The organism is Sinosporangium siamense, assembly GCF_016863435.1.
GTDB lineage: Bacteria > Actinomycetota > Actinomycetes > Streptosporangiales > Streptosporangiaceae > Sinosporangium > Sinosporangium siamense.
The window spans coordinates 67,660-90,620 of the sequence record NZ_BOOW01000028.1 but is presented as its reverse complement, the minus strand read 5'-3'; the positions used below and the strand labels follow the sequence as shown (position 1 = coordinate 90,620).

The 22,961-nt window shown below is 70.1% G+C and carries 25 protein-coding genes; 18 read left to right on the top strand and 7 right to left on the bottom strand.

Features of this window, described 5'->3' with window-relative positions; genetic code table 11:
* Positions 1-21: 21 nt before the first annotated feature.
* Positions 22-198, top strand: a complete 177-nt coding sequence (locus tag Ssi02_RS21315; RefSeq protein ID WP_204028293.1) for a hypothetical protein — start codon at positions 22-24, stop codon at positions 196-198.
* A gap of 181 nt (positions 199-379) precedes the next feature.
* On the opposite strand, the gene Ssi02_RS21310 is transcribed toward Ssi02_RS21315, so the two are convergent.
* Together Ssi02_RS21310 and Ssi02_RS21305 are read right to left on the bottom strand one after the other, a co-directional pair.
* Positions 380-1,027, bottom strand: coding sequence for a nitroreductase family protein (locus Ssi02_RS21310; RefSeq protein ID WP_204028285.1), 648 nt, complete (start codon positions 1,025-1,027; stop codon positions 380-382).
* A 12-nt stretch (positions 1,028-1,039) separates the two neighbouring features.
* Positions 1,040-2,401: an MFS transporter gene (locus Ssi02_RS21305; protein WP_204028272.1), complete on the bottom strand. Its 1,362-nt coding sequence runs from the start codon at positions 2,399-2,401 to the stop codon at positions 1,040-1,042.
* 134 nt (positions 2,402-2,535) lie between these two features.
* On the opposite strand from Ssi02_RS21305, the gene Ssi02_RS21300 reads away from it, so the two are divergent.
* The 6 genes from Ssi02_RS21300 (at position 2,536) to Ssi02_RS21275 (ending at position 6,793) form a co-directional block, all read left to right on the top strand.
* Positions 2,536-3,015, top strand: a complete 480-nt coding sequence (locus Ssi02_RS21300; protein ID WP_204028262.1) for a MarR family winged helix-turn-helix transcriptional regulator — start codon at positions 2,536-2,538, stop codon at positions 3,013-3,015.
* 455 nt (positions 3,016-3,470) lie between these two features.
* Positions 3,471-3,956: a DUF2975 domain-containing protein gene (locus tag Ssi02_RS21295; protein ID WP_204028222.1), complete on the top strand. Its 486-nt coding sequence runs from the start codon at positions 3,471-3,473 to the stop codon at positions 3,954-3,956.
* Positions 3,956-4,177 (top strand): helix-turn-helix domain-containing protein, encoded by a 222-nt coding sequence (locus Ssi02_RS21290; RefSeq protein WP_204028198.1) that lies wholly within the window; start codon positions 3,956-3,958, stop codon positions 4,175-4,177. Before Ssi02_RS21295 ends, Ssi02_RS21290 begins: the two co-directional genes overlap by 1 nt.
* Before the next feature lie 192 nt (positions 4,178-4,369).
* Positions 4,370-5,038: a HEAT repeat domain-containing protein gene (locus Ssi02_RS21285; RefSeq protein WP_204028192.1), complete on the top strand. Its 669-nt coding sequence runs from the start codon at positions 4,370-4,372 to the stop codon at positions 5,036-5,038.
* 6 nt (positions 5,039-5,044) lie between these two features.
* Positions 5,045-6,049 (top strand): HEAT repeat domain-containing protein, encoded by a 1,005-nt coding sequence (locus Ssi02_RS21280; protein ID WP_204028189.1) that lies wholly within the window; start codon positions 5,045-5,047, stop codon positions 6,047-6,049.
* 225 nt (positions 6,050-6,274) lie between these two features.
* Entirely contained in the window at positions 6,275-6,793 is a 519-nt protein-coding gene (locus tag Ssi02_RS21275) for a hypothetical protein (protein WP_204028173.1), read from the top strand.
* A gap of 62 nt (positions 6,794-6,855) precedes the next feature.
* Here the strand turns inward: Ssi02_RS21275 and Ssi02_RS21270 are convergent, their stop codons facing one another.
* Complete coding sequence (locus Ssi02_RS21270; RefSeq protein WP_204028112.1) at positions 6,856-7,296, bottom strand: MarR family winged helix-turn-helix transcriptional regulator; 441 nt, start codon at positions 7,294-7,296, stop codon at positions 6,856-6,858.
* Between the two features lie 86 nt (positions 7,297-7,382).
* On the opposite strand from Ssi02_RS21270, the gene Ssi02_RS21265 reads away from it, so the two are divergent.
* From Ssi02_RS21265 to Ssi02_RS39375, 4 genes are all read left to right on the top strand, one after another.
* Complete coding sequence (locus Ssi02_RS21265; RefSeq protein WP_204028077.1) at positions 7,383-8,729, top strand: MFS transporter; 1,347 nt, start codon at positions 7,383-7,385, stop codon at positions 8,727-8,729.
* Positions 8,701-9,054 (top strand): PPOX class F420-dependent oxidoreductase, encoded by a 354-nt coding sequence (locus Ssi02_RS21260; RefSeq protein ID WP_204028075.1) that lies wholly within the window; start codon positions 8,701-8,703, stop codon positions 9,052-9,054. The genes Ssi02_RS21265 and Ssi02_RS21260 overlap by 29 nt, the downstream gene beginning before the upstream one ends.
* A complete protein-coding gene (locus Ssi02_RS21255) occupies positions 9,047-9,892 on the top strand; it encodes an LLM class flavin-dependent oxidoreductase (RefSeq protein WP_204028073.1) in 846 nt (281 codons plus the stop codon). Before Ssi02_RS21260 ends, Ssi02_RS21255 begins: the two co-directional genes overlap by 8 nt.
* Positions 9,893-10,069: 177 nt before the next feature.
* Positions 10,070-10,204 carry a hypothetical protein gene (locus tag Ssi02_RS39375; protein WP_275410724.1) on the top strand — a complete coding sequence of 45 codons (135 nt, stop codon included), beginning with the start codon at positions 10,070-10,072 and terminating at the stop codon, positions 10,202-10,204.
* Between the two features lie 3 nt (positions 10,205-10,207).
* Here Ssi02_RS39375 and Ssi02_RS21250 read toward each other — a convergent pair whose 3' ends face one another.
* The gene (locus Ssi02_RS21250) at positions 10,208-11,053 is read right to left on the bottom strand and encodes a GNAT family N-acetyltransferase (protein WP_204028071.1); all 846 of its coding nucleotides are present in this window, start codon (positions 11,051-11,053) and stop codon (positions 10,208-10,210) included.
* A gap of 169 nt (positions 11,054-11,222) precedes the next feature.
* Between Ssi02_RS21250 and Ssi02_RS21245 the strand changes: the two genes are divergently transcribed.
* Entirely contained in the window at positions 11,223-11,651 is a 429-nt protein-coding gene (locus Ssi02_RS21245) for an SAM-dependent methyltransferase (RefSeq protein WP_204028068.1), read from the top strand.
* 232 nt (positions 11,652-11,883) lie between these two features.
* On the opposite strand, the gene Ssi02_RS21240 is transcribed toward Ssi02_RS21245, so the two are convergent.
* Complete coding sequence (locus tag Ssi02_RS21240; protein ID WP_239129275.1) at positions 11,884-13,320, bottom strand: alpha/beta hydrolase; 1,437 nt, start codon at positions 13,318-13,320, stop codon at positions 11,884-11,886.
* A gap of 178 nt (positions 13,321-13,498) precedes the next feature.
* Entirely contained in the window at positions 13,499-14,455 is a 957-nt protein-coding gene (locus Ssi02_RS21235; protein WP_239129273.1) for a TetR/AcrR family transcriptional regulator C-terminal domain-containing protein, read from the bottom strand.
* Between the two features lie 86 nt (positions 14,456-14,541).
* Here Ssi02_RS21235 and Ssi02_RS21230 point away from each other — a divergent pair, with 86 nt between their 5' ends.
* The 4 genes from Ssi02_RS21230 to Ssi02_RS21215 all read left to right on the top strand — a co-directional run bounded on the left by Ssi02_RS21230 (position 14,542) and on the right by Ssi02_RS21215 (position 18,753).
* Complete coding sequence (locus Ssi02_RS21230; RefSeq protein WP_204028064.1) at positions 14,542-15,486, top strand: ATP-binding cassette domain-containing protein; 945 nt, start codon at positions 14,542-14,544, stop codon at positions 15,484-15,486.
* The gene (locus tag Ssi02_RS21225; protein WP_204028062.1) at positions 15,483-16,304 is read left to right on the top strand and encodes an ABC transporter permease; all 822 of its coding nucleotides are present in this window, start codon (positions 15,483-15,485) and stop codon (positions 16,302-16,304) included. The genes Ssi02_RS21230 and Ssi02_RS21225 overlap by 4 nt, the downstream gene beginning before the upstream one ends.
* A 63-nt stretch (positions 16,305-16,367) precedes the next feature.
* Positions 16,368-17,564, top strand: a complete 1,197-nt coding sequence (locus tag Ssi02_RS21220; RefSeq protein WP_239129269.1) for a serine hydrolase — start codon at positions 16,368-16,370, stop codon at positions 17,562-17,564.
* Positions 17,565-17,856: 292 nt separating this feature from the next.
* Positions 17,857-18,753 (top strand): helix-turn-helix transcriptional regulator, encoded by an 897-nt coding sequence (locus Ssi02_RS21215; protein WP_204028060.1) that lies wholly within the window; start codon positions 17,857-17,859, stop codon positions 18,751-18,753.
* Positions 18,754-18,782: 29 nt separating this feature from the next.
* Here Ssi02_RS21215 and Ssi02_RS21210 read toward each other — a convergent pair whose 3' ends face one another.
* The gene (locus Ssi02_RS21210) at positions 18,783-19,214 is read right to left on the bottom strand and encodes a MarR family winged helix-turn-helix transcriptional regulator (RefSeq protein ID WP_204028058.1); all 432 of its coding nucleotides are present in this window, start codon (positions 19,212-19,214) and stop codon (positions 18,783-18,785) included.
* Positions 19,215-19,307: 93 nt separating this feature from the next.
* Here Ssi02_RS21210 and Ssi02_RS21205 point away from each other — a divergent pair, with 93 nt between their 5' ends.
* Together Ssi02_RS21205 and Ssi02_RS21200 are read left to right on the top strand one after the other, a co-directional pair.
* On the top strand, positions 19,308-19,859 hold the full coding sequence (locus tag Ssi02_RS21205; protein ID WP_204028056.1) for a Rossmann-fold NAD(P)-binding domain-containing protein: 552 nt from the start codon (positions 19,308-19,310) through the stop codon (positions 19,857-19,859).
* A gap of 226 nt (positions 19,860-20,085) precedes the next feature.
* Positions 20,086-22,836 carry a helix-turn-helix transcriptional regulator gene (locus Ssi02_RS21200; protein ID WP_204028055.1) on the top strand — a complete coding sequence of 917 codons (2,751 nt, stop codon included), beginning with the start codon at positions 20,086-20,088 and terminating at the stop codon, positions 22,834-22,836.
* Positions 22,837-22,961 lie beyond the last annotated feature (125 nt).

The window sequence follows — 22,961 nt, the reverse complement described above, 5'->3', positions numbered from 1 at the left end:
GCGGAAGCAGCCATCGCGGCTGTGGAACACGCCGGCATCCGAGCGCACCTGAGCGCGTTCTGCGACCCTCACTCAGACGACCTCGCCCTGTGTCTTCACGACATGCGCAAGTCCAGAGAAGAGGGCGGCACACTGGTGGCCAAATGGCAGGGTGCCGTGGACCAATACGAGATCACCGTGCGGCGGGCCGAGGCCTGACCCGTCATCTGCCGCCCGATTTCCTTTGCCCGGCCCCAGTGCATCCGGCCCTTGTCGCTGCGGCCGGCCCGAGCCAGGCCTGCGGATTCGACCCGGGATCGGTGGGGTGAGGGCACCTCCGTCTGCGGCCGGCCCGCTTGCCGGGCCGCCCCTGAGGTTCGGGGCGGCCCGGCAGGTGCGCTCACCACCGTTCCCAGTGCAGGACCTCCTCGCGCGGGATACGGGGAGCGGGCTTGAAGTCGGTGCCGAGGGTGAAGGCCAGCGGGATGAACGCCGCCAGCATGACTTCGTCGTACGGCACACCGAGCACCTTGGCCAGCTCGCGTTCGAGCGGTCCCTGCGCGGTGGTCCACACCGTGCCCAGGCCGCGCGCCCTGGCGGCCAGCATGAAACTCCACACCGCCGGCAGGATCGATCCCCACGCCCCCGACTGCACGGCCACCGGGGAGCGGTCGGTGCGTCCCTCCACGCCCGGGATGACGAACGCGGGCACCCGGTGGATGTTGTCGGCCAGGTGCTGCAGGCCGTCGAAGACCCGCTCGGTGGAGCCGGAGTGGTAGTTCATCCGCCACAAGTCGCGTTTGGTCAGCGGCTGCCCGGTGGCCAGAGGCAGGGCACGCAGGAAGATGTCGGCCACGGCCCGCCGCTGCTCGGCCTCGGTCACGACCATGAAGTGCCAGCGCTGCCGGTTGCGCCCTGTCGGTGCCTGCACGGCCAGGTCCACGCACTCCTCGATCAGCTCGCGCGGCACCGGACGGGTGAGGTCCAGGCGTTTACGCACGGCGCGGGTCGTGCTCAGCAGTTGGTCTGGGGTGAGATCCAGCGTCACGATGTGTCTCCTTCAGGCGGTGGGGGCGGGTACGGGTGCGGAGCGGCGGCGGCGCAGGCCGAAGGCGGCGACGAGGGCACCGAGCAGGGAGAAGCCGCCCGCCGCCAAGAAGGCGATCCGGTATCCGGCCAGCATGGAGCCGCCGAGCGTCATCATCGCCGCCAGCACCGCCACGCCGGTGCCGGCGCCGATCTGGACGGCGGAGGTGACCAGTCCCGCGGCCAGCCCCTGCCGCTCATCGGGCAGGCCGGCGACGGCGGCGATGTTGAGGCTGGGGAAGGACAGCCCGTTGCCGATGCCGTGCACGACCAGCGCGGGCAGCAGCACCGTGAGGTAGTCGCCGGTGGCTCCGGCCCGCAGGAACAGCAGGATGCCCGCACCCTGGACCAGCATCCCGGCGGCGGCCACCCGCCTCAGACCGTACCGGCTGATCAGCCGACCGGCCAGGTTGGCGGTGATGACGATGGCCAGGCCCATCGGGACGATCCCAAGCCCGGTGGCCAGCGCGGTGTAGCCGAGCACCTGCTGCAGATACAGGACGGCGACGAACTGCCAGCCGATTGTCGCGCACGCCCAGGCCAGCGCCGCGAGGTTGGCGGCGCCCACGGCGCCGGACCTGAACACCGCAAGCGGTATGAGCGGCGCGGACCGCCGGCGCTCAATGACGACGAAGGCGCCCAGCAGCAGTACGGCCACGACACCGGCCGGCCAGTTTCGCTCCGTCAGCGCGAACACCGCCAGCAGCACGCCGCCGGTGACCGCGACCGCGCCGGCGGCGTCGAACCCCTGGCGCGCACCGGGCGGCCGAACGCCGCGCGGCAACACGAGCGGCGATGCGGCCAGCACGAGCAGGGCGATCGGGACAGGCAGGAAGAACACCAGCCGCCAGCTGATCTCGGTCAGCAGGCCGGAGGCGATCAGCCCGGCGGTGTAGCCGGTGGCCCCGGCCAGCGAGTACACCCCCAGCGCCCGGTTGCGCTGCGGCCCCTCGGCGAAGGTGGTGGTGATGAGCGACAGCGCCGCCGGCGCGGTGAGCGCGGCGGCCACCCCCTTGATCACGCGGGTGGCCACCAGCGGCCATCCGGCCGACAGGAGCCCGCCGGCCAAGCTCGCCGCCGCGAACACCGCCAGCGATAGCAGGAACACCCGGCGGCGGCCGAACAGGTCGGCGATGCGGCCGCCGAGCAGCAGGAAGCCACCGTAGGCGATCGCGTAGCCGGACATGAGCCACTGCAGGGTGCTCTCCTGCAGCGACAGATCACGCCCGATGGAGGGCAGGGCCACACCCATCAACGACAGGTCCATCGAGTCCAGGAACACCGCGGCGCACAGCAGCACCAGGGCCACCTTTTGGCGGCCGTTGGTTGAGGGCACGATCACTCTCCATCTGTATGCAAACAATTGACGAACAGACGGTTTGGACCGTATTCCTGTAAATCATCTCCTGTCAAACAATCTGCCTGGAGATGGATGCGCTAGACTGACGCTCGAACGCAAGAGGGAGAGCGATGTCGACAACGACCAGAACGACGGACCGCGGGACGGCCTACTTTCCGCGACTCGCCGCCGAGCGGCTGGACATCGCGCTGTGCCGGGCCTCGGCCGCAGTCGCCCGCGCCGCCGAGGTGCACGCCGCCGAGGAAGGACTCGGAGTCGGGCAACACCTCGTGCTCCAGATGCTCGACGCCGTGGGCCCCTGCTCTCAGCAGACGCTCAGTGAGGAGCTCCGGATCGACCGCAGCGTCATGGTCGGCATCTGCGACGACCTGGAGCAGGCGGGCCACGTCCGCAGGGAGCGCAACCCCCGCGACCGGCGCTCCTACGCCGTCACCATCACCGACCCGGGCCGCCGCCGGCTCGCCGAGGCCCAAGCCTCGATCCCGGCCTTCCTCCAGGACACCTTCCACGCCCTCACCTCCGAGGAGCGCAGCCAACTGAGCGCGATCCTCACCAAACTCCTGCAGGCCGGCACCGGCGGCCCTCGCTGACCTCATTCGCCGGGTGCCAGCTCAGGACACGGGAAACCCCGCGATCAAGAACCTGGCCGATTGGTGCGGGACCGTGGTGCGGTCTCTCGCTACCGCCGACTCCCAGCCGGCAAGCATTCTGATCCGCGCCGGCGGTCCGCGGTTCCGAGATTGACGGCACCTTGAAAGTGGAGATTGCCAAGGTTCTGGACCCGGAATTCGGCTCTCTGGAGGGGGCGCCGGGCCGGCGAGGTCCAGGCAAAGCGCTGCGAGGTCGCCCGCGCGGCGCCATGCCGTCGTCCGGGACATGTCGAGGTGGCCGCGGCCTGCCGGATCGACCGGTCGGCGCGCGCCACGGGAGGCGGCGACGGCGTCCGGCCAGGGTGCGAAACCGCCGCCGGCCCTCCGCCTTGACCCTTGCTACAGCTATCGAATTTCGATAGATTCTCATCGAGAGTCGATAGAAAGGATGGACTGTGGGCAAGCTGACAGTGCGTGCGCTTCGCGCCGTGCTCGTGGTGCTGTTCGCCGGCACGGTGCTCGTACAGGCGTTGACGATGTGGGCCTTGGCCACCGATCCGGAGGAGGGGGCGGTCCCGCTGATCCCGCTGCGCGTGATCACGATTCTGGGCATGGTGTCGGGTCAAGTCGCCCTGGTCGGCGTATGGCGGCTGGTGACGATGGTGCGGCGCGGAACCGTGTTCTCCCGCGCCGCCTTCCGGTATGTAGACGCCGTGATCGGCGCGATCGTGGCGGCCGCTCTCCTGTGGTTCGCGGTCACGGCGCTCAATGCGCCGGGCCAGCGGGCCGACCCGGGCGTCACCGTCATCATGGGCGGGGTCGGCCTGGGCATCCTGGGGGTCGCGCTCATCGTGCTCGTGCTGCGGATGCTGCTCGCCCAGGCCGTCGCGCGCGACGGCGAAGCGGCGCGGATGCAGGCCGAGTTGGACGAGGTGATCTGATGCCGATCGTCGTCGACATCGACGTGATGCTGGCCAGGCGGAAGATGTCCGTGGGCGACCTCGCGGACCGTGTGGGGATCACGCCCGCCAACCTGGCGGTGCTCAAGAACGGCCGTGCCAAGGCGGTGCGCTTCGCGACGCTCGCCGCGCTCTGCGAGGTGCTCGAGTGCCAGCCGGGCGACCTGCTGCGCTGGGAGGCCGAGGACACCGCGGGCGGATGACGCGCACTGCAAGATCACTCGCCGCTCGAAAGGGCATGCGAGGAAGGCGTGAGATGTCTTCGCTCGGCGGCCGTCTCACAGAGGACTGACCCACCCGCTCACCGCACGGGAACCTGTTCCGTAAAGCCTCCATGGACGGCTTGACCTTGACACAGTGACAAGGTTTTCACTGCTGCCAAGGAGGTGGTCCCGATGGCCATGTCGAAACAGGACACGGATGTTATTCGAGCTCTCCAGGCGCTGGAGGACGGCAGTTCGTCAGTGCGGCTGCGGGCGGCGCTGGCGGTTGGCACGACCCCTGACCCGCGGTTCGTCGACAAGCTCATCGAAAGATGCGCGATCGAGCCCGAGTTCTATGTGCGCGATATGCTTACCTGGGCGCTCACCCGCCACCCAGCGTCCAAGACGGTCCCAGAGCTTCTCCAGCAACTCCGCTCGGAGCGTGCGCAGGCACGAAGCCAGGCGTTGCACACACTGTCCAAGATCGGGGACCCGCAGGCGTGGCCGGCGATCACACGGGAGCTTCTGTCCGATGCCGATGGCGAGGTGGCCCGGGCCGCCTGGCGGGCGGCGGTCGTGCTCGTGCCCAAGGGTGAGGAGGCCGAGTTGGCCGCAGTGTTGTCGACACAGCTCGGGCGCGGCGAGCGTGAGATGCAGCTGAGCCTCAGCCGGGCGCTGATCGCGCTCGGTGAGGTGATCGTGCCGACGCTGCAGGCCGCGATGAAAGATGCCGACCCCCGGGTGCGCGCGCACGCGATCGCCACGGAGCGGCTGTTGCGCGACCCGGAGGCCGGATACGAGTTCGCGATCGAGGAGGCGAAGCGCGTCGTGGCCCTCGGCGACACCCGCACGGAGGAGTGATGGGCAGTGTTGATCGGTGACGTGGCACGGCGATCCGGGGTCAGCGCCCGCATGCTGCGGCACTACGACTCCCTCGGCCTGGTGCGGCCGACGGGTCGTAGCAATGCCGGCTATCGAGAATACTCCAGCGAGGACATCCAGCGGATCTTCCACATCGAGAGCCTGCGGGCTCTGGGGCTGTCGCTGCGTGAGGTCGGGCGCGCGTTCGACGATCCCGACTTCACGCCCTCAGAGCTCGTCGGCGACCTCATCCGCCAGACGCGAGAGCGCATCGCAGCCGAGACGGAGCTGCTCACACGGCTGCGCCGGATCGCCGCCGCGGAACCCACAGGCTGGGAGGACGTCCTCCAGAGCATCGCTCTGCTGCAGGCGTTGGGGTCAAAGAGCGCCGGCAGGCGCCAGCGTGCGGCGTTGTCCTCGGGCGAAGAGGTGCCGGTGCCGGTGGAAGCATTGGTCGAGGCGGCGCTGAGCGAGAGGGACCCGAACGTCGCCGGAGCGCTTCGATGGGCTTTGGCGCGTTCGGGCGACGGCGGATTGGCGCTGCTGGCGGAGGGCCTCGGCTCACCGGTGGCCGCGGTGCGCAAACGTGCCGTCGAGTCCATCGCCGAGATTCCGAACGGCGAGGCGACCGCGCTGCTGCAGGACGCCCTCACGAACCCCGACGTCGTGGTCCGCAGGTATGCGGCTCTGGCGCTCGGCGCACGTGGAGTGGCCGACGCGGTCCCGACGCTCATCGACATGGTCGTCGAGGGGACGAACGACGTCGATGCGGCCGATGCGCTGAGCGCGCTGGCGAGTCGCCCCGCGTTGGTGGATCGGATCGCCACCGGCCTCGTCGACCGCCTCGCCCACGGCACCCTTGAATCGTCTGCGCGCCGACGGCTGGCACAGGCGCTCGCGGGAATCCCGGGTGCCACGACGACACAAGCCCTCACAGAGCTGTCACATGACGAAGACCGTGCCGTCGCGCTTACCGCGTCATACATTCTCGGAATGCGTGACGCGGGATAACCGGCGTTCAGGGGTCTTCAATCATGTCTGGTGCACGGCCTCGGTGCTACCGGACTGCAATAGCTTCGTGAGAAGGGTGCGAAGTTCCTGGGCGCCGTCCGGGCCGAGGATGTCGTCGATGTCGCGCTCCACACTGTCCATGGCTTCGCGCACTGCGGGGATGCGGGCGCCTGGCGGCGGGCGGGCAGCCCCGCCCGGTCGTATCTCGGCCCGGCGGTGGCCGCCGTGGCGATGATCCACGGCCTGCGCGACGACCACGACGCCCGCCGCGAATGGCAGGAGATCATGGATCAGCTCGGCGCGCCGCCGGAGCACACCTACGGCTACGGCGCGGTTTACGATGCGATTTTCCTGCTGCACCACGGGAAGGCGGCGGAGGCGCTGGCGCGGCTGGCCCCCGAGCCCAGGCAGGTGTGGAAGTGGGTCGCCTGGGTCTGGCACCACTGGTATGTCGCGCTGCGCGCCGAGGCCGCCGTGCTGGCCGGGAGCCCCGGCGCTCCCACCCGCCTGGCCGAGGCCCGTGCCGTCGTGGTCGGCAACCCGGTCGCCGGCGCCATCGTGAAGCGGGCCGAAGCCCTGCTCGACGGCGATCGGGAGGCGCTGCTCGCCGCGGCGGACGCGTTCGGCACCGCAGGCTGCCGCTACCAGTCGGCGCGAACTCTGGTGCTCACCGGCGGCGACCACGGCGAGCGCGGCCGCGCGGAGCTGGGCGAGCTCGGGGTTGCTCCGATGCCCGGCCGGTGAGCCGGCTGACGGGCGGACCATCCGGCGCGTGAGAGGTCAGGCCGAACCACCGGCCCGCTCGGTCATGTTTGGAGAGGTGCATCGGTCGTGGGCCGCGGCGTGTGGATGATGCCCATCACCAGGGACTCCAGGCGCTCGCGATCATCCGCGGAGATCTCCCCGACCAGCGCCTCGACCTGAGCGGTGACCTTGCTGTGCGCGCCAAGGGCGATCTTTCTGCCCTGGTCGGTCAGCTCGATGCCGCAAGCGCGCCGGTCGTGCGGATCGCGGACCCGGACCACCAGGCCGCGCCGTTCGGCCCGGTCGACGAGCCCGGTCATGCTGGACCGCTCCAGCCCCAGTGCCCGGCTCATCTCCGACATGCCCGTCGGCCCGCCCAGCGTCATGCAGAGGAGCTGGATCTGCTGCGGAGTCGCCTCGAACTCCTTGCTGACCTCGCCGTAGACCCGGCTCACCAGGTGCGCGAGCCGTACCAGCGCGGTGGCCAGCTGGGTGTTTTCCATGCCGTCAGTCTATTTGACGGTAGTTCGCACCGCGAACTAATGTACTTCGCACTACATACTTTCCGTACAACGAACTAAGGTCGATTTTGAAGACGTTGTTAGCCCTTGCCGCCTCGGTCTTCAGCTACGCGCTCATGCAGACGACGGTCGTCCCCGCAGTCGGCCTGCTGCAGCGCGAGCTCGACACCACGCCAGGCTGGGCCTCGTGGATCATCAGCGGGTTCCTGCTGTCCAGCGCCGTGCTCACTCCGCTGTTCGGCCGGATGGGCGACCTGTACGGCAAGCGCCGGGTGCTGCTCGCCGTACTGATCACGTATTTCGCCGGCATGGCCGGGGCCGTGGCGGCGCAGGACATCGGGCAGCTGATCGCGGCCAGGATCGTGCAGGGCGTGGCGCTCGCGGCGGTGCCGCTGTCGATGGCCATCCTGCGTGAGACCATGCCGCGCGAGCGGATGGCGTTCGCGTTCGGGCTGATCTCCGGGATCGTCGGGGTGGGTGCCGGCGTCGGCCTGGTGGTCGGCGGGCTGCTCGCCGACCACCTGTCGTGGCGCTGGCTGTTCGGGCTCGGCGCGCTGCTCACCCTGGTCAGCCTGGTGCTGGTGGTCCGCTTCGTGCCGGAGAGCACGCACACGGCGAAAGGCAGGCTCGACCTTCCCGGCGCCGTCCTGCTCGGCGCCGGCCTGGTCAGCCTGCTGCTGGCGCTCACGCAGCGCCAAGCCTGGCTCGGGATGGCCGCGGTGCTCTTCTTCGTCGTCCTGGTGCTGGTCGAGCGGCGCAAGGACGACGCGTTGATCGACCTCGCCGAGCTGACGGACCGGCCGATGCTGGCCACGCACGCGCTGGCGTTCCTCTTCGGCGCCTCCTCGTATTTCCTCTACCTGGGGCTGCCCGCCTACGCCCAGCTTGAGCCGGGGACGAGCGGAGTCGGCTTCGGTGCCACGGTCACCGTGTCCGGCCTGCTGATGCTGCCGGGCACACTGATCCTGCTGCCCGCGGGCACGGCCGTGGGAAAGCTGGCCGAGCGGTTCGGTCCGCGCTGGCCCGCGGTTCTCGGGTTCGCGATCGCCGCCCTCGGTTCCGTGCTGCTCTCCCTGGCCCACGCCTCGGTGTGGGAGCACCTGGTCTTCTACACCGTGGTGGGCGCTGGGTCCGGCCTGGTGATGGCCACGCTGCCGAAGCTGATCGGCGACCTGGTGCCGCTCACCAGGACCGGCGTGGCCAACGGGCTCAACAACCTCGCGCGCACGGTCGGCGGTGTCGTCGGCAGCGGCCTGGCCGCCGCCGTCCTGAGCGGCGGCTACACCGACGCGGCCTTCACCACCCTGTTCTGGCTGGCCGCCGGAACCGGCGTGCTCGGCCTCGCGGTCGCCCCCTTCGCGGTGCGGCACGCGGGCGGGAGGGAGCATGAGCGTGTTCAGCAAGCGCGAGCTTGAATACCTCACCGGCGAGCGGCCCCTGGCCTGCAAACTGGGCCGGTTGGCCACGATCGGCGCGGACGGCCTGCCGCATGTGGTGCCGGTGGGCTGGTCGCTCGGCCCGGACGCCGCGACCGTCCACGTCAACGGGCGCAACAACGCCGCGTCGAAGAAGTTCCGCGACGTGATCGCGACCGGGGTGGCGGCGCTGGTGATCGACGACGTGCTGCCACCTTGGCGGCCCCGCGGCGTCGAGATCCGCGGCCGCGCGACAACCGTGGGCGACACAATCGTCATCCACCCGGCCCGGGTGGTGAGCTGGGGAATGGACATCCTTGACTGACTACGGACACGACCTGCTGTTCAGCGCCAACCTCATCCCGTCGAGCGAGCACCCGGACACGGTGGTGGCCCTGGCCCGGCTGGCCGAGGAGGCAGGGCTGGACCTGGTGACCTTCCAGGACCACCCCTACCAGCCGGCGTTCCTCGACACCTGGACGCTGCTCAGCTACGTGGCCGCGCGGACCAGCACGATCCGGGTGGCGGGCAACGTGCATCCGCTGCCGCTACGGCCGCCGGCCATGCTGGCCCAGAGCGCTGCCAGTCTCGACCTGCTCAGCGGCGGGCGGTTCGAGCTCGCGCTGGGCGCCGGCGGGTTCTGGGACGCGATCGCGGCCATGGGCGGCCCGCGCCGCACCCCGGGCGAGGCGGTCACCGCGGTGGAGGAGTCCATCGCGATCATCCGGGCGGTGTGGGACCCGCCGGGCGGGGTGTCCTTCGAAGGTGAGCACTACCGGGTCACCGGGATGAAACGGGGACCGCGCCCCGCCCACGACATCGCCGTCTGGGTGGGCGGGTACAAGCCGCGGATGCTCGACCTTATCGGCCGCACGGCGGACGGCTGGTTGCCCTCGCTGCCTTCCCTGGGCTCGCCCGGCGCGCTCGATCGCGGCAACACCGTCATCGACGAGGCGGCGGAACGCGCCGGGCGCAAGCCCTCCGACATCAGGCGGCTGCTCAACCTGGGTGAGGAACTCCCCGCCGAACGGCTGGCCGAGCTGGCGCTGGCGCATGGGGTCAGCGCGTTCACGCTGATGACGATGGACCCGGGGCAGATCAGGAGGTTCGGCGAGGAGGTGGCGCCCGCCGTACGCCGGCTCGTCGCGGCGGAGCGGGCCTGACCCCCGGCGGGGACATCAGGCGCCGGTGGCGTGTTCCGTCCCGTCCGGGGACGCCTGCGCAACACTCGCCATTCCCGGCGAATCCCCTGGTCAACCGGGTGGCGCAGGAGGGTGCCGTGTCCCGCGCCATGCTGGTGCGCTTTGTCATGGCGGGAGCGTGGCCCGAGGCTGTGCGGCATGACCACGACGACATCTTCACCACCGGGCCTACGGGCGGTGGAGGGCACCGTCCTCTCCGGCGGCCCCGTGATGTCGGCCGTCGTCCTCGGCTGCGCGATGCCGGCCCTGCTCCTGCTGTCCGGGCCGGCCTGATCCTCAGCCCAGTTCAAGGCTCGTGGTCGCGTAGATCCCCTTCAGGTCCACATCTGGGACCGGGCCGGTGTACATGCGGGCCGCCTCGAAGGAAGGTCGCAAACCGAGACGCTCGGCCATAGCCACCGAGGGCTTGTTGATGTCCGGCACGTCGATCGCGATCGGCAGCCCGGGCTTGCCGGCCGCCAGTGCGCTCACCAAGGAGAGCGCGACGTTCTCGGAGGCCGCGTACAACGGCCCGATCCGCCAGGCCCCGGCGGCAGGCCGTACGACTCCGAAACCCTGCAACTCCCCATCGCGCAGAACCGCCAGGGCTGTGCGGTCGGGCAGGCTCACCCACGACGCCAGGAACGCGTCGCGTGCCGCCGGAAAGAACCTGCGATCATAGGCCGCGAGGTGGTCGAAGGGAATCGTCCGGGCGTCGACCACCGTGACGTCGCCGACCTGCTCAGCAGCGTAGGGCACCCCTTCGTAGCGGACGTGGTTCCACACCCGCCGGAATCCCGACCTGCGATAATTGGCCTGCTGGTCCACCACTCCGTCAAGCGCGATATTGCGACCTTCCAGGTGTGCCATGCCCGCCTTCCACACCTGAATGCCGTAACCTTGGCCCCGCAATTCTGGACTCACGATGTAAAATCCAATGAAACCAAAATCCGCCTCATATCGGACAGCGGAGATGGATGCGATCGCCTCGCCGTTCAGCCGCCCCATGAAGAATCCATGCGGATCGGCCGCGAAGAAGGCCTGACCATCGGTTTCGCCGGGGTTCCATCCCTCCCGATCCGCCCACTCCCGCAGACTGCGCATCTCCTGTGCCGTGGCGACGCCGATCGTCATCTCTTCCATGCAGGCCATTCTTCGCCACGCACGACAACGTTGTCCCGGCTTCCAGATGAATCGCTTCCCTGATGGCAGATTTCAGGAGTGGGGCCCTGGATTTTCACGGCATCGCCAGGTACGGAAGCCAGTGGACCGCAACGCCTAGAATGTGGTGTTCCAGGGAAGGACGCCGAGAATGACACCTCTCTCACCACGCCTCGCCGCGATCGTCGAAGCCCTGCCCCTTGAGCCGGGCATGCGTGTCCTGGAGATAGGCGGAGCCCCGGGAGCCGCGGCGAAAGCGGTGTGTGAGCGGATCAAACCCGGCGGCCACATCCTGGTGATCGACCGCTCGGCCAAGGGCGTCGCCCTCATCGAACGCAACGCCGCCTCGGAGATCGCCCGCGGACTGCTTGGCGTCCGCCACGTGGCCGCCGAGGACTTCACCCTGCAGCCCGAAGAGCCGCCGTTCGACCTGGCCTTCGCCATCCGGGTCGGCGCACTCGACGGCCGCCACCCAGAGGCCGGCATCCGCGCCCGCGAGCACATCAGCCAGGCACTCGCCCCCGGCGGACGACTCCTCATCGACGGCGGCACCCCCTTGCGCGAGACCGACCTGACCTAGAAATTTCGGGGCCGCCGTCGGCCCCCAGCGCCGCGGTTCGCGAAGCGGCCGCGAGGCGGAGTGCGGGTTCGCTCGGCGACTGGAGAAGCCGGGCCGGCTCCTGCGGGCCGCCGCGCACCGGCAGGATGCGCACGCCGGGAAGTGCGGCGGAGGCCGGCGCGGAGGACACTGTGGTCAGCCCAAACCCGCAGCCACGAGATGTAGTTTCGCCAGCCGGTCCCGGGCCTGCCCGTCATGCGGCCGGGCAGGTGGTCCCCTCGGCCGGCACCTGACCGTCGAGCAGATACTTGTCGACGACGCGAGTGACGCAGGCGTTGTTGTAGGCGCCGTGCCCCCCGCCCTCATAGGTGACCAGCACGCCGGTCTTGAGCTGCGCGTCGAGAGCGGTCGCCCACTTGTACGGCGTGGCCGGGTCGCCCTTGCCGCCGATCACCACGATGGGCGCGGACCCGGTGGCGTCTATCTTCTTCGCCTCGTCGCTGCCGGGGACGGGCCAGTAGGCGCAGGGTCTGGCCGCGTCGCCGGCCATGAAGGGGAAGATCTTCTCGATCTTCCTGTTGATCTCGGCGACCTGCGCGGCGGTGGGGCGTTCCGTGGTGTCGGCGCAGTTGACGGCTTGGAGGCTGGACATCGCGGTCGAGTAGCCGCCGTCGGGTTTGCGGCCGGTATAGAGATCGGCCAGCTCGAGCAGCGTGCTGCCGTCGCCCTTGAGCGCGGTGGCAGCACCCTCCTCCAGCATCGACCAGCTGTCCTCGGAATAGAGCGCAGCGAGCACGGCGAGCTGGGCCAGGCCGTAGGTGAGCATACGGTCACCGACCTTGAGCGGCTCGCTCTTCAACCCGTCGACCAGGTTCTCGACCGCCCGTTTGACGGCGCCCGGATCATCGCCGAGTTCACAACCCCGGGCCACGCAGTCCTCGGCGAACGCCGCGAAGGCGCGCCCGAAGCCGGCCGCCTGGGTCACGGCCCGCTCCCCAAAGCTCACGGTGGGGTCGAAGGGGGCGTCGAGCACGAAACGGCCGACCTTCTTGGGAAACCGGGTGGCATAGACGGCACCGAGGTGGGTGCCGTAGGAGAAGCCGAAGTAGTTGAGCCGTTCGTCCCCGAGCGCGGCGCGGATCCGGTCGAGGTCCCTGGCCGCGTTGACGGTGCCGACGTGCGGCAGCACCTTGCCGGAGTCCCGCCGGCAGGCGTCGGCGAACTCCTTGAGCAGCCTTTCGGCCTGCGGGCCGTCTTTTGAGGCCAGGAGGTTGCCGACCTGCCCGCCGCACCTGACCCCGGCGCTGCGCTCGACACCCCGGGGATCGAAACCGACCAGGTCGTAGCGGCTGCCGAGGACGGAGAAGGCGTCGGGTGACAGGTTGTCGACGCCCGAAACACCGGGCCCGCCGAAGTTGAAGACGAGCGACCCGAGCCGACTCCCAACGGCCCTGGTCCGGATCAGCGCCATGTCGATCTGCTCACCATCGGGCTCGGCGTAGTCGAGCGGCACCGGGATCGTGCCGCACTGCATGGCCGGGTCCGGTTTCGTGGGCTGACCGTCGAACCCGGCGAGGTCGACACAGGGACCCCACTTGATCGGGCCGGCCTCTTGGTCGGTCGGCTTCGCTGCCGTGCTGCATCCGGCGAGAACTGTCACGCACAGGAGGGTGACCCAGGTCTTCTTCATGGAGACAATCATGATCTTCCCGGTTTGTGCGCAGGGCCGATACTGGAAACCGTGATCAGGCTCTTGCCGTTCAAGTGAAGCTTCCTTCAGGCAGGGGGCGCCGGGAGTGTCAGTACGGCTGACGCCAAGGCGGCCGACATGATCAGCGCCATCACGTGCACCGCTCGTCGGCTACGGATCAAGCCCTTCTTCGAGTGCGGTAAGCGCTTTGCCGGCATGCCTGTGAGCAGTAACGGCGGGGCCGTCCGGTGACGGTTCCGGGGATGGCGTTGCCGCACACGGGGCAGCCGGAGGCGGGGGCGGGATCGCCTGTCGTTTCGTCACGGCCGGCCGCCACGGCGGGGGTTTCGTCACAAGGGGCGGCGGGCTGTGCGATCGGGGGGTGGTCGCGCCGGATGGCCTCCGCCGGAGAGCGGGCCGTCCGCGGGAGGGTCGTGGCGATGAAGTCGAGGACACGCTCCAGCCCGTGCCGGAACCGGTCGTCGTAGCTCAGGTGCGGCTGGCGCGCCTGCATCACGATCTTGGTGAAGATCGGGTATTTGCCGCTGTTCGTGAGCTGCTGAATGCGCGGGTAGCTCCGCGCCGTCCACTCCGACTCGCTGAGCCCGCTGCGGCGGACCTCTCCGGCCCAGCTGATCTCCTCGCGGACCGCGCCCTCGATGTAGCTGTTCAACATGGCCATGAGGCCGAGGTTCTCGTCGATGGAGACGTGGGCGTCCAGCACCCCCATCACCCGTTCGATCAACAGCAGCTGGTTGGGGCCGTAGCTGGGGAGTGCCCGGTGCACGGTGACGACCCACGGGTGGCGCAGCCACATGGCCCGGTGTTCGCAGGCGTAGCGCGTCAGGTCCGCGCGCCAGTCGCCGGATGGCAGGCCTTCGAGGTCGATCTCGCCCTGCAGCCGGTCGGCCACGAGCTCGACGAGGTTGTCGCGGCTCGGGACGTAGCGGTAGAGCGACATCACGCCCGCGCCGATCTCGGCGGCGATCCGCCGCATGGTGGCGGCCTCCAGCCCCTCGGCGTCGGCGATCCGGACCGCGGCCTCGGTGATCTGCGCGCGGCTGTAGGCCGGCTTCGGCCCGTAGGCCGGGCGCTCGGGACGCATCCAGATGTTCACGTACTCGGCGTCGGTCACCGTTCCATCCTCCTGGTTGCGTACATAGTACCCAGTCCCTTAGCCTGGCCGTCATGATCGCGTACAAGGTACCCAGTGGAGGGGTTATGTCTGATCCGATCGTGGTCGCCGAGGGGCTGCACAAGTCCTTCGGCGGCACCCATGCGCTACAAGGCCTAGACCTGAGCGTCCCGAAAGGGACGGTCTGCGGCGTGCTCGGACCGAACGGCGCAGGGAAGACAACCGCGGTGCGCATCCTGGCGACCCTGTCCGACCCCGACGCCGGGCACGCCCGCATCGCCGGACACGACGTCGCCTGTGAAGCCGGCAAAGTCCGCGAGCGGATCGGGCTGGCCGGCCAATACGCCGCCGTGGACGAGAAGCTCACCGGTCGCGGCAACCTGCGCATGTTCGCACGCCTCCACCACCTCCCCCGCCGCCAGGCACACCACCGCGCCGACGAACTGCTCGACCGCTTCGGCCTGACCGAGGCCGCAGACCGCCCCGTCGCCGGCTACTCCGGCGGCATGCGCCGCCGGCTCGACCTGATCACCTGCCTCATCCAGCGCCCCGACGTGCTCTTCCTCGACGAGCCCACCACCGGCCTGGACCCCCGCAGCCGCGGCGAGATCTGGGACAGCGTCCGCGACCTGGTGGCCGGCGGCACCACGGTGCTGCTCACCACGCAATACCTGGACGAGGCCGACCACCTCGCCGACGACATCGCCGTCGTCGACCACGGACGCGTGATCGCCACCGGCACACCCGACGACCTGAAGGCCACGATCGGCGACCGCCTCGACGTCACCCTCGAAGACCCCGCCGCACTGCCCGCGGCGGCGACCGTCCTGAACACCCTCACCGGCACCGATCCCACAGTGACGGGCGCCGACCGGCTCAGTGTCGCCCTGCCGCGCGGCGGCCTCCGGCTCGCCGGCATCGTGCGCGAACTCGACCGCGCCGGAGTCGCCGCCGCCGACGTGAGCCTGCGCCGCCCCACCCTCGACGAGGTGTTCCTGCGCCTCACCGGCCGCAAGGAGAGCGCCCGATGACCACCCTCATCTCCTCGCCATTCGACCGCCTGCGCTGGACCTTCCTCGACGGCCTGACCCTGATCGGCCGCGAGCTGGGACGACTGCGGCAGGAACCCGGGCAGATCATCGCCGCGCTGGTCTTCCCCGTCATCATGGTGGTGCTGTTCGGCTACGTCTTCGGCAGCGCGATCCAGGTGCCGGGCGGGGGCGACTACCGCGAATACCTCATGCCCGGTCTGTTCGCGATGGTGACCTTCACGGCAATGCAGGGGGTCATGGGGCGGATGGCGGCCGACGCCTCGCTTGGCGTGATGGATCGGTTCCGTTCCATGCCGATGGCGCGGCTGGCTGTGCCGTTCGGGCAGACCGGCGCCGACTCCCTGATCGGTGTGCCGCTGCTGGCCGCCATGGTGGCCACGGGCCTGCTGGTGGGCTGGCAGCCGCACCTCGGCCTGATCCCCACCGCCGAGGCGTTCGGGCTGATACTGCTGATGCGCTACGCGCTGGGCTGGGTGGGTGTCTATCTGGGCCTGCTGGTGAAGGACGAGCAGGCCGCCACCCAGTTGGTGCCGTTGTTCCTGCCGATCACGATGCTGTCCAACGCGTTCGTCCCGACCGACGGCATGCCCGCCTGGCTGCGGTTCGTCGCCGACTGGAACCCGGTCAGCGCACTCACCGCCGCCACCCGAGAACTGTTCGGCAACCCGGGCGCCCCGTCCGGAGACGTGTCGTGGCCGCTCGCGCACCCGGTCGCCACCGTCCTGCTCTGGTCGGCCGCACTGCTGGTCCTGTTCGTCCCGCTGTCGCTCCGCGCCTACACGCGCAGGGGGCGGTGAACACCCGGGTACCCGCACACCGCCTGTTCTCTTCTAAATCGTTCTCCTCCGAAAGGCGCCAAAATGGCACATAACACCTACGAAAGGGTGCAGCAGATCCTGGACTGGGCTGTGGCCGCGGACGGCATTCCCGGCATCGTCGCCGAAGTTCACGACGCCGACGGAACCTGGTTCGGCACCGCAGGAGTGGCCGACCTCACTACCGGGCATCGGCGTCAGCCTGGGGAATACCTACACATCGGCAGCTCCGGTAAGGCCTTCACCGCCGTCACCGCGCTGGCCCTGGCGGCCGAGGGCAGGCTGAGCCTTGAGGACCCGGTCAACACGTGGCTGCCCGGCGTCATGGAGACGGGCGGCTACGACGGCGACAGGATCACCATCCGGCATCTGCTCAACCACACCAGCGGCCTGTTCCTCACCGGCCTCGCACCAGAGCTGCAAAACAGCCTCGCCACCCGGCCGACCCGCATCTGGACCACCTCCGAGCTGATCGAGCTCGCGCTGTCCCAGCCACCGGTCGCCGAGCCGGGCGAGCAGTTCCTCTACGCCAACGGCGGCTACTACCTGGCCGGCGCGATCATCGAGAAGGTCACAGGCAGCACCTACGCCGCCGAAGTCGAACGCACGGTCATCCGGCCGCTCGGCCTGGCCCACACCCACGTACGGCCCGCCGACGCCACCGGCTATCCCCACCCGCATCCCACGGGCTACGTCGCCGGCGCCCTCAAGGACGGTGTCGACCCGGCCACGCTCACCGCGGAGAACTGGGCGTCAATGATCGACTACGACAAGCCCCCCGTCGACGTCACCGCACTCAACACCTCATGGGGGTGGGCGGCCGGTGGCGTCGTCTCCACCACCGAAGACCTGACCCGCTTTCTCCAGGCGATCGCGACCGCCGGCCTGCTGCCCCCGGAGCAGCATCACATGATGTGGACCACGGTCGGCGGCGACCGCGTCGTCTGGCTGCCCCACGCCCGCTACGGCCTCGGCGTGATCGAGTTCGACAGCGCGGATGCCCATGCCGTACACCGCCAGGCGGTCGAGGCGGGAGGCGTCTCCGTCTCGGAGGTCACCCATCTGGCCTTCGGCGACCTGGTCGGGCGGGTGCGTGACCCGTTCGGCAACGTGTGGTGGATCCAGACCCGCATCGAGGACGTGACGGCTGAGGAGATGGAGCGACGCTTCGGCGACCCGGAGTTCATCGCGGCGATGGAGTACATGCAGCGCCCCGAGACCGAGATCTTCCCCCGGAGCTGAACCTCGATCTGCCGGATGGCGCCGGGTGGGGGCACCCGGTGGACTCCGCGACGGCGATGCGATCCCCTTATCGGGATGCGCGGATCTTCGCCGCCGCCTCGCGGAGCAGGCCGGGGGCCAGCCGGCGGTGGACGGCGGACGCCTGCATGGGCGCGTGCCCCGCATCGGCCCTGCTTCGGCTGAAGCAGTGCTGAGCAGCGAGAACAGGTGGCAAAAGGCCCAGGTGATCGGGGGACAAACAGGGCCACCTTTACGAGGAACCATGCCGGGAGAAGGCGCGACACTGGGTGGTATGGACCGTGACCACACCAGCATCCCGCTGGCGGAGTTCCTGCGCTCGGCCCGCGCCCGGCTCAGCCCGCGACAGGCCGGACTCGACGAGTCCATCCTGAGCCGGCGCCGCGTGTCCGGGCTGAGGCGCGAGGAACTGGCCCGGCTCGCCGGGGTGAGCGTGGACTATTACACACGCCTCGAACAGGGCCGCAGCCGCAGCGCCTCACCCGAGGTCCTCGACGCGCTCGCCACCGCTCTCCACCTCGACGACGCCGGGCGCGAGCACCTGCACACCCTGGCCCGCCCCAAGCCCGCCCAGCGCAGACGACGCCCGCGCCCGCAACGCGTCCACCCCGCCACCTGGCGGCTGCTGGACACCCTGGAAACGGTGCGCCGGCCCGCGTTCGTCGTCGGCCGCCGCCTTGACGTCCTCGCCCACAACCGGCTCGCCGGTCGCCTGATCACCGATTTCCGCGCCCTGCCCGCAGCCGAGCGCAACCTGGCACGTTTCGTCTTCCTCGATCCCCACGCCCACGAGCTGTACAAGAACTGGCCCGCCGTCGCCGCCGACACCGCCGCCCTGCTCCGCCTCGACGCCGGTGGCCGGACCGACGATCCCGCCCTCAGCGCCCTCGTCGGAGACCTGTCCATCCAGAGCGAGGAGTTCCGCCGCTATTGGTCAGACAACAAGGTCCACCGGCGCACTACCGGCAGCAAGGACTACCATCATCCCCTCGTCGGCGACCTCACCATCACCTACCAGGCCTTCACCCCCGCCGACGACTCAGACCAGACGTTGTTCATCTACGACGCCGAACCCGGCAGCCCATCCGAAACCTCGCTCCACCTGCTCGCCCAGTGGAACGAACCGGCAGCCGATGCTTCCAAGGACAGGGCCGAAGACCGCTTGAGGTGACCCTGCCACCGCTGTGAACAGCCGTTCCCTCAGCTCCTCCCGGCGAGGCGTTCGGCCTGGGCGCGGCCCACGTCGGCGGCTCGGTGCAGGTAGTCGGCGATGACGGTCAGTTCGGCCTCGCTGTAGCGCTCCAGCACCTCGGCGAACGCCTTGCCCGGCAGGTCCCAGGCCGCGCCGATCCTTTCCCGAGCCTTGGGCGCCAAAGCGACCAGGGCCCGCCTGCGGTCGGCCGGGTCCGGGTGGCGTGCCACCAGGCCCGCCTTCTCCAGGCGATCCACCAGGCGTGTGGCCGAACCGGGCGTCAGGCCGGTCAGCCGTGCGATCTCACCGGTGCTGACCGGCCCAGACTCCAGATCCAGCAAGGCCACGCACTGCAGGTCGGTGGAGTGAATCTGCAGATGGTCGGCCATTGCCTGGTTGAACAGGACGTACGCCGCATAGTGCCGCTGACTCTCGTCCATGATCCGCTTCAGCGTTTCAGCTTGATTTGACACCGGACAGTCCCACGCCTCACCACCGGAGTTGAGCACATCGTTCTGCTCTCGTCGTCCGCCGTGCTCGCCAAGGACGCCGAGACCCACCCACTGGCCAAGCCCCACCTCGACGTCGAGCAGGCCCTGACCGCCGCGCCCGTCCGGAGCACGCTGCTGCGTCCGGGGGCTTTCGCCGGGAACGCCCTGGCCTGGTCCTGGTCGGTTAAGGCCGATGCCCCGGTGAGCCTGCCGTACCCGGGGGCCTACAACGACCCCGTCCACGAGGCCGACCTCGCCGAAGCGGCTGCCGCCGTACTGACCGACCCCGCCGCGCTGGGCGGCCGGGCTTACACACTGACCGGCCCCGAGTCGATCACCTGTGCCGGGCAGCTCGATATCATCAGCCGTGCGACCGGCCAAGACATCGCCATCCGGAACGTCACTCCCGAGGAGTGGAAAGCGGAGGTGGCGGACTACATGCCCGGGCTCGTCGCCGACGCGCTGCTGGACTGGCAGCGCACGAACGACGGCGTTCCAACCGAGATCACCACCGACCTCGATCGGCTGATCGGACGGCCAGGCCGTACATTCGCCGCCTGGGCGCAGGAGCACGCGGCGGCTTTCAAACCCTGACGACGGCACCTTAAGATCCGGCCGGAAACGCGCAACCTGTGGTCACGCAAGTTCTGCCGGCTGAAGTTGCTCCCCCGTCGCATCGACGACCACTGCCTCGAACCGTACGGCGCAGCCGGCTATCCGCGTATCAGCCGTCACCGCCCCGGTCCCGGCAAGGTTCGCGTGATCGTTTGGTCAGACATGCCCTGGCGTCACCCAGGCGATTGATCGTTAAAATCGGGGCGTGGAAGCGGCGCCGGTCCTCCAAGGACGCAAGCATGAGCGTGACCGGTTGGATCAGGCGCTGCGGCGGGTCAGGAGCGGCGAGAGCGCCGTGCTCGTCCTGCGGGGCGAGGCCGGCGTGGGCAAGACCACCCTGCTGGATCACGTCGAGAGCCAGGCCGCCCGATGCCGGGTCGCCCGGATCACCGGGGTCGAGTCCGAACTCGATCTGCCGTTCGCCGCCCTCCACCAGCTCTGCGCTCCCATGCTCGCGTCAGCCGGCACGCTCCCGCCGCCCCAGCAGCACGCGCTGGATGTGACGTTCGGGCACGCCGGCGGAGCGGCGCCCGACAGGCTCGTTCTCGGCCTGGCGGTGCTGGGCCTGTTCGCCGAAGCAGCCGCGGAGCAACCACTCGTCTGCCTGATCGACGACGCGCAGTGGCTCGACACGGCCTCCAGGCAGGTGCTCGGATTCGTCGCCCGGCGGCTCCTCGGCGAATCAGTGCTGCTGGTCTTCGCCATCCGGGAGCCGAATCCGGACACCCTGCTGGCCGGCCTGCCGGCCTTGGCCGTGGGCGGTCTCGACGACGCGGATGCCCGGGCGCTCCTGACCGCGGCGACGCCGGGCCTTCTCGACGCCCGTGTCCTCGACCGCATCGTCGCCGAGACCCGCGGCAACCCCCTGGCGTTGCTGGAGCTGTCCCGCAGTGGCCGGGCAGAGCTCCTCGGCGGGTTCGCCCTCCCCGCGGTCGGCGCCGACGCCCTGCAGGACCGGTACGAGCAACGCGTTCGCGCCCTGCCCGGCCCCACCCGGCGGCTGCTCCTGCTGGCCGCCGCCGACCCCACCGGCGACGCCACCCTGCTCTGGCGTGCCGCGCAGGGCATCGGCCTCGGACCGCAGATGGCGGCCCCGGCGCAGGAGGCGCAGCTCGTGGAGATCGGCCGGAGCGTCCGGTTCCGTCATCCGCTGGTGCGCACGGCCGCCTACACCGCGGGCAGTGTCGAGGAGCGGCGTGCCGTGCATCATGCGCTCGCCGCCGCCTTGGACGGCGGGAACGACCGGCAACGGCGGGTGTGGCATCTGGCCGCGGCCGCGGCGGGGCCAGACGACGGTCTCGCCGCCGAGCTCGCCGACGTCGCGCGAGGTGTGGAGTCCCGCGGCGGGATCGCGGCCGCGGCGGCGCTCCTGCGGCGTTCGGCCGAGCTGACGACGGACCCTCGGCTCGGGGCCGAGCGCACCCTGTCGGCGGCCCGGGCGCATCTCGACGCCGGTGACTTCGCCTCGACGCTCGGCCTGCTCGCCAGAGCCGAAGCCTGCGCGGTCGACGAGCTGCAAGTGGCCCGCATCGACTTGCTCCGCGGACTCACCGACCGCGCCGCCCACTCCGGGCGGGAGGCGCCGGCGGCGCTGCTGCGCGCCGCTCGGCGGCTCCAGTCCCTGGACGGCCGGCTCGCGCGGCACACCTTTCTCGACGCTTGGGGAGCGGCCCTCGTCGCCGGTGGGCTCGCGTTTCTCGAAAGTGATCTGGCCGCCGTCTCCGTGGCCGCCCGGGAAGCACCCCCGGCACCCGGTGAGACGACCGCCGCCGATCACCTGCTCGACGGCCTGGCGGCTCTCATCACCGAAGGGGCGGCGGCGGCACATCCGATACTGCGCGAGGCCGTCACGGGCTTCGTTGACGACGATGTGCCACGCGCCCAGTGGCTGCACTGCGGCGTGCTGGTCGCCAACGCGGCGTTGTCGCTTTGGGACTACGACCGCTGGGAGGCGGCGAACGCCCGGCACGTCGAACTGGCCCGCGCCGGCGGCGCACTCGCCCCGCTCGCCAACGCGCTGAACGTCCGCCGGGTCATCGCGCTTTGGCGCGGGGACGTGGCGCACGCCCGGGAGCTGGGCACGGAGGAGGCCACAGTCAAACAGGTCACCGGCACGCGCAGGGCGTCCTACGGAGACCTGTTCCTGCTCGCCTACCAGGGGCACGCGGAGGAAGCGCTACCGCTGCTCGCCAAGGCAGCTGAAGAGGCCGCGGCGCGCGGGGAAGGGCTCGGCCTGTACTTCACCGACCGGGCCACCGCGTTGCTCCATCTGGGCCTCGGGCACTACGCCGAGGCGGCGGCCGCGGCCGGACGGGCCGCGACGGGCGACCTCGGCCCGTTCACCGCGCAGGCGCTGCCCGACCTGATCGAGGCCGCGGTGCGCAGCGGCGCGATTCCGGTAGCCGAAGCCGCCCTCGTACGTCTTGGGGCGTACACCGCCGGCTCGGATCAGGACTGGGCGACCGGCCTGCGAGCCCGCTCACGAGCCCTCCTCAGCTCCGGAGAGGAGGCCGACCGCTCCTACGCTGAGGCCGTCGACCGTCTTGGCCGGACCCGGCTGACGTTCGAACTGGCCCGGACCCGGCTGGTGTACGGCGAGTGGCTGCGCCGCGGACGCCGCAGGTCGGACGCACGCCGCCACTTGAAGCAGGCGTTCGAGGAATTCACCAGGATGGGTGCCGACGGTTTCGCCGAACGGGCCAGGCACGAGCTGCTGGCGACCGGCGAGAAAGTGCGCAAGCGCACCGCCGACACCGTCGGCGAGCTCACTCCGCAGGAGGAGCACATCGCCCGCATGGCGAAGTGCGGCCGCACCAACGCGGAGATCGGCGCCGAGCTGTACATCAGCGCTCGCACCGTCGAATGGCATCTGAGCAGGGTGTTCGGCAAACTCGGCATCAGCTCACGCAAGGAGCTCCGACACACGCTGATTCACCCGTCCAACCGGACGTGCTGACGCAGAGGCGTGTCAAGATGACTGCTTGCCCTATCCCGGTCGGATGACCGACATCCAGCCGACCGCCCGGCCATTCCCGACGGGCGTAGTCGGCTCGATGCCCTCACCGGCGTGAAAGCAAGGAC

Excerpts from the sequence above, each read along its gene's own strand:
- Ssi02_RS21300 (WP_204028262.1), top strand. The coding sequence starts at position 2,536 with ATGTCGACAACGACCAGAACGACGGACCGCGGGACGGCCTACTTTCCG.
- Ssi02_RS21290 (WP_204028198.1), top strand. The coding sequence starts at position 3,956 with ATGCCGATCGTCGTCGACATCGACGTGATGCTGGCCAGGCGGAAGATG.
- Ssi02_RS21285 (WP_204028192.1), top strand. The coding sequence starts at position 4,370 with ATGGCCATGTCGAAACAGGACACGGATGTTATTCGAGCTCTCCAGGCG.
- Ssi02_RS21270 (WP_204028112.1), bottom strand. The coding sequence starts at position 7,296 with ATGGAAAACACCCAGCTGGCCACCGCGCTGGTACGGCTCGCGCACCTG.
- Ssi02_RS21260 (WP_204028075.1), top strand. The coding sequence starts at position 8,701 with ATGAGCGTGTTCAGCAAGCGCGAGCTTGAATACCTCACCGGCGAGCGG.
- Ssi02_RS39375 (WP_275410724.1), top strand. The coding sequence starts at position 10,070 with ATGACCACGACGACATCTTCACCACCGGGCCTACGGGCGGTGGAGGGC.
- Ssi02_RS21250 (WP_204028071.1), bottom strand. The coding sequence starts at position 11,053 with ATGGAAGAGATGACGATCGGCGTCGCCACGGCACAGGAGATGCGCAGT.
- Ssi02_RS21245 (WP_204028068.1), top strand. The coding sequence starts at position 11,223 with ATGACACCTCTCTCACCACGCCTCGCCGCGATCGTCGAAGCCCTGCCC.
- Ssi02_RS21240 (WP_239129275.1), bottom strand. The coding sequence starts at position 13,320 with ATGAAGAAGACCTGGGTCACCCTCCTGTGCGTGACAGTTCTCGCCGGA.
- Ssi02_RS21230 (WP_204028064.1), top strand. The coding sequence starts at position 14,542 with ATGTCTGATCCGATCGTGGTCGCCGAGGGGCTGCACAAGTCCTTCGGC.
- Ssi02_RS21225 (WP_204028062.1), top strand. The coding sequence starts at position 15,483 with ATGACCACCCTCATCTCCTCGCCATTCGACCGCCTGCGCTGGACCTTC.
- Ssi02_RS21220 (WP_239129269.1), top strand. The coding sequence starts at position 16,368 with ATGGCACATAACACCTACGAAAGGGTGCAGCAGATCCTGGACTGGGCT.
- Ssi02_RS21215 (WP_204028060.1), top strand. The coding sequence starts at position 17,857 with ATGGACCGTGACCACACCAGCATCCCGCTGGCGGAGTTCCTGCGCTCG.
- Ssi02_RS21210 (WP_204028058.1), bottom strand. The coding sequence starts at position 19,214 with ATGGACGAGAGTCAGCGGCACTATGCGGCGTACGTCCTGTTCAACCAG.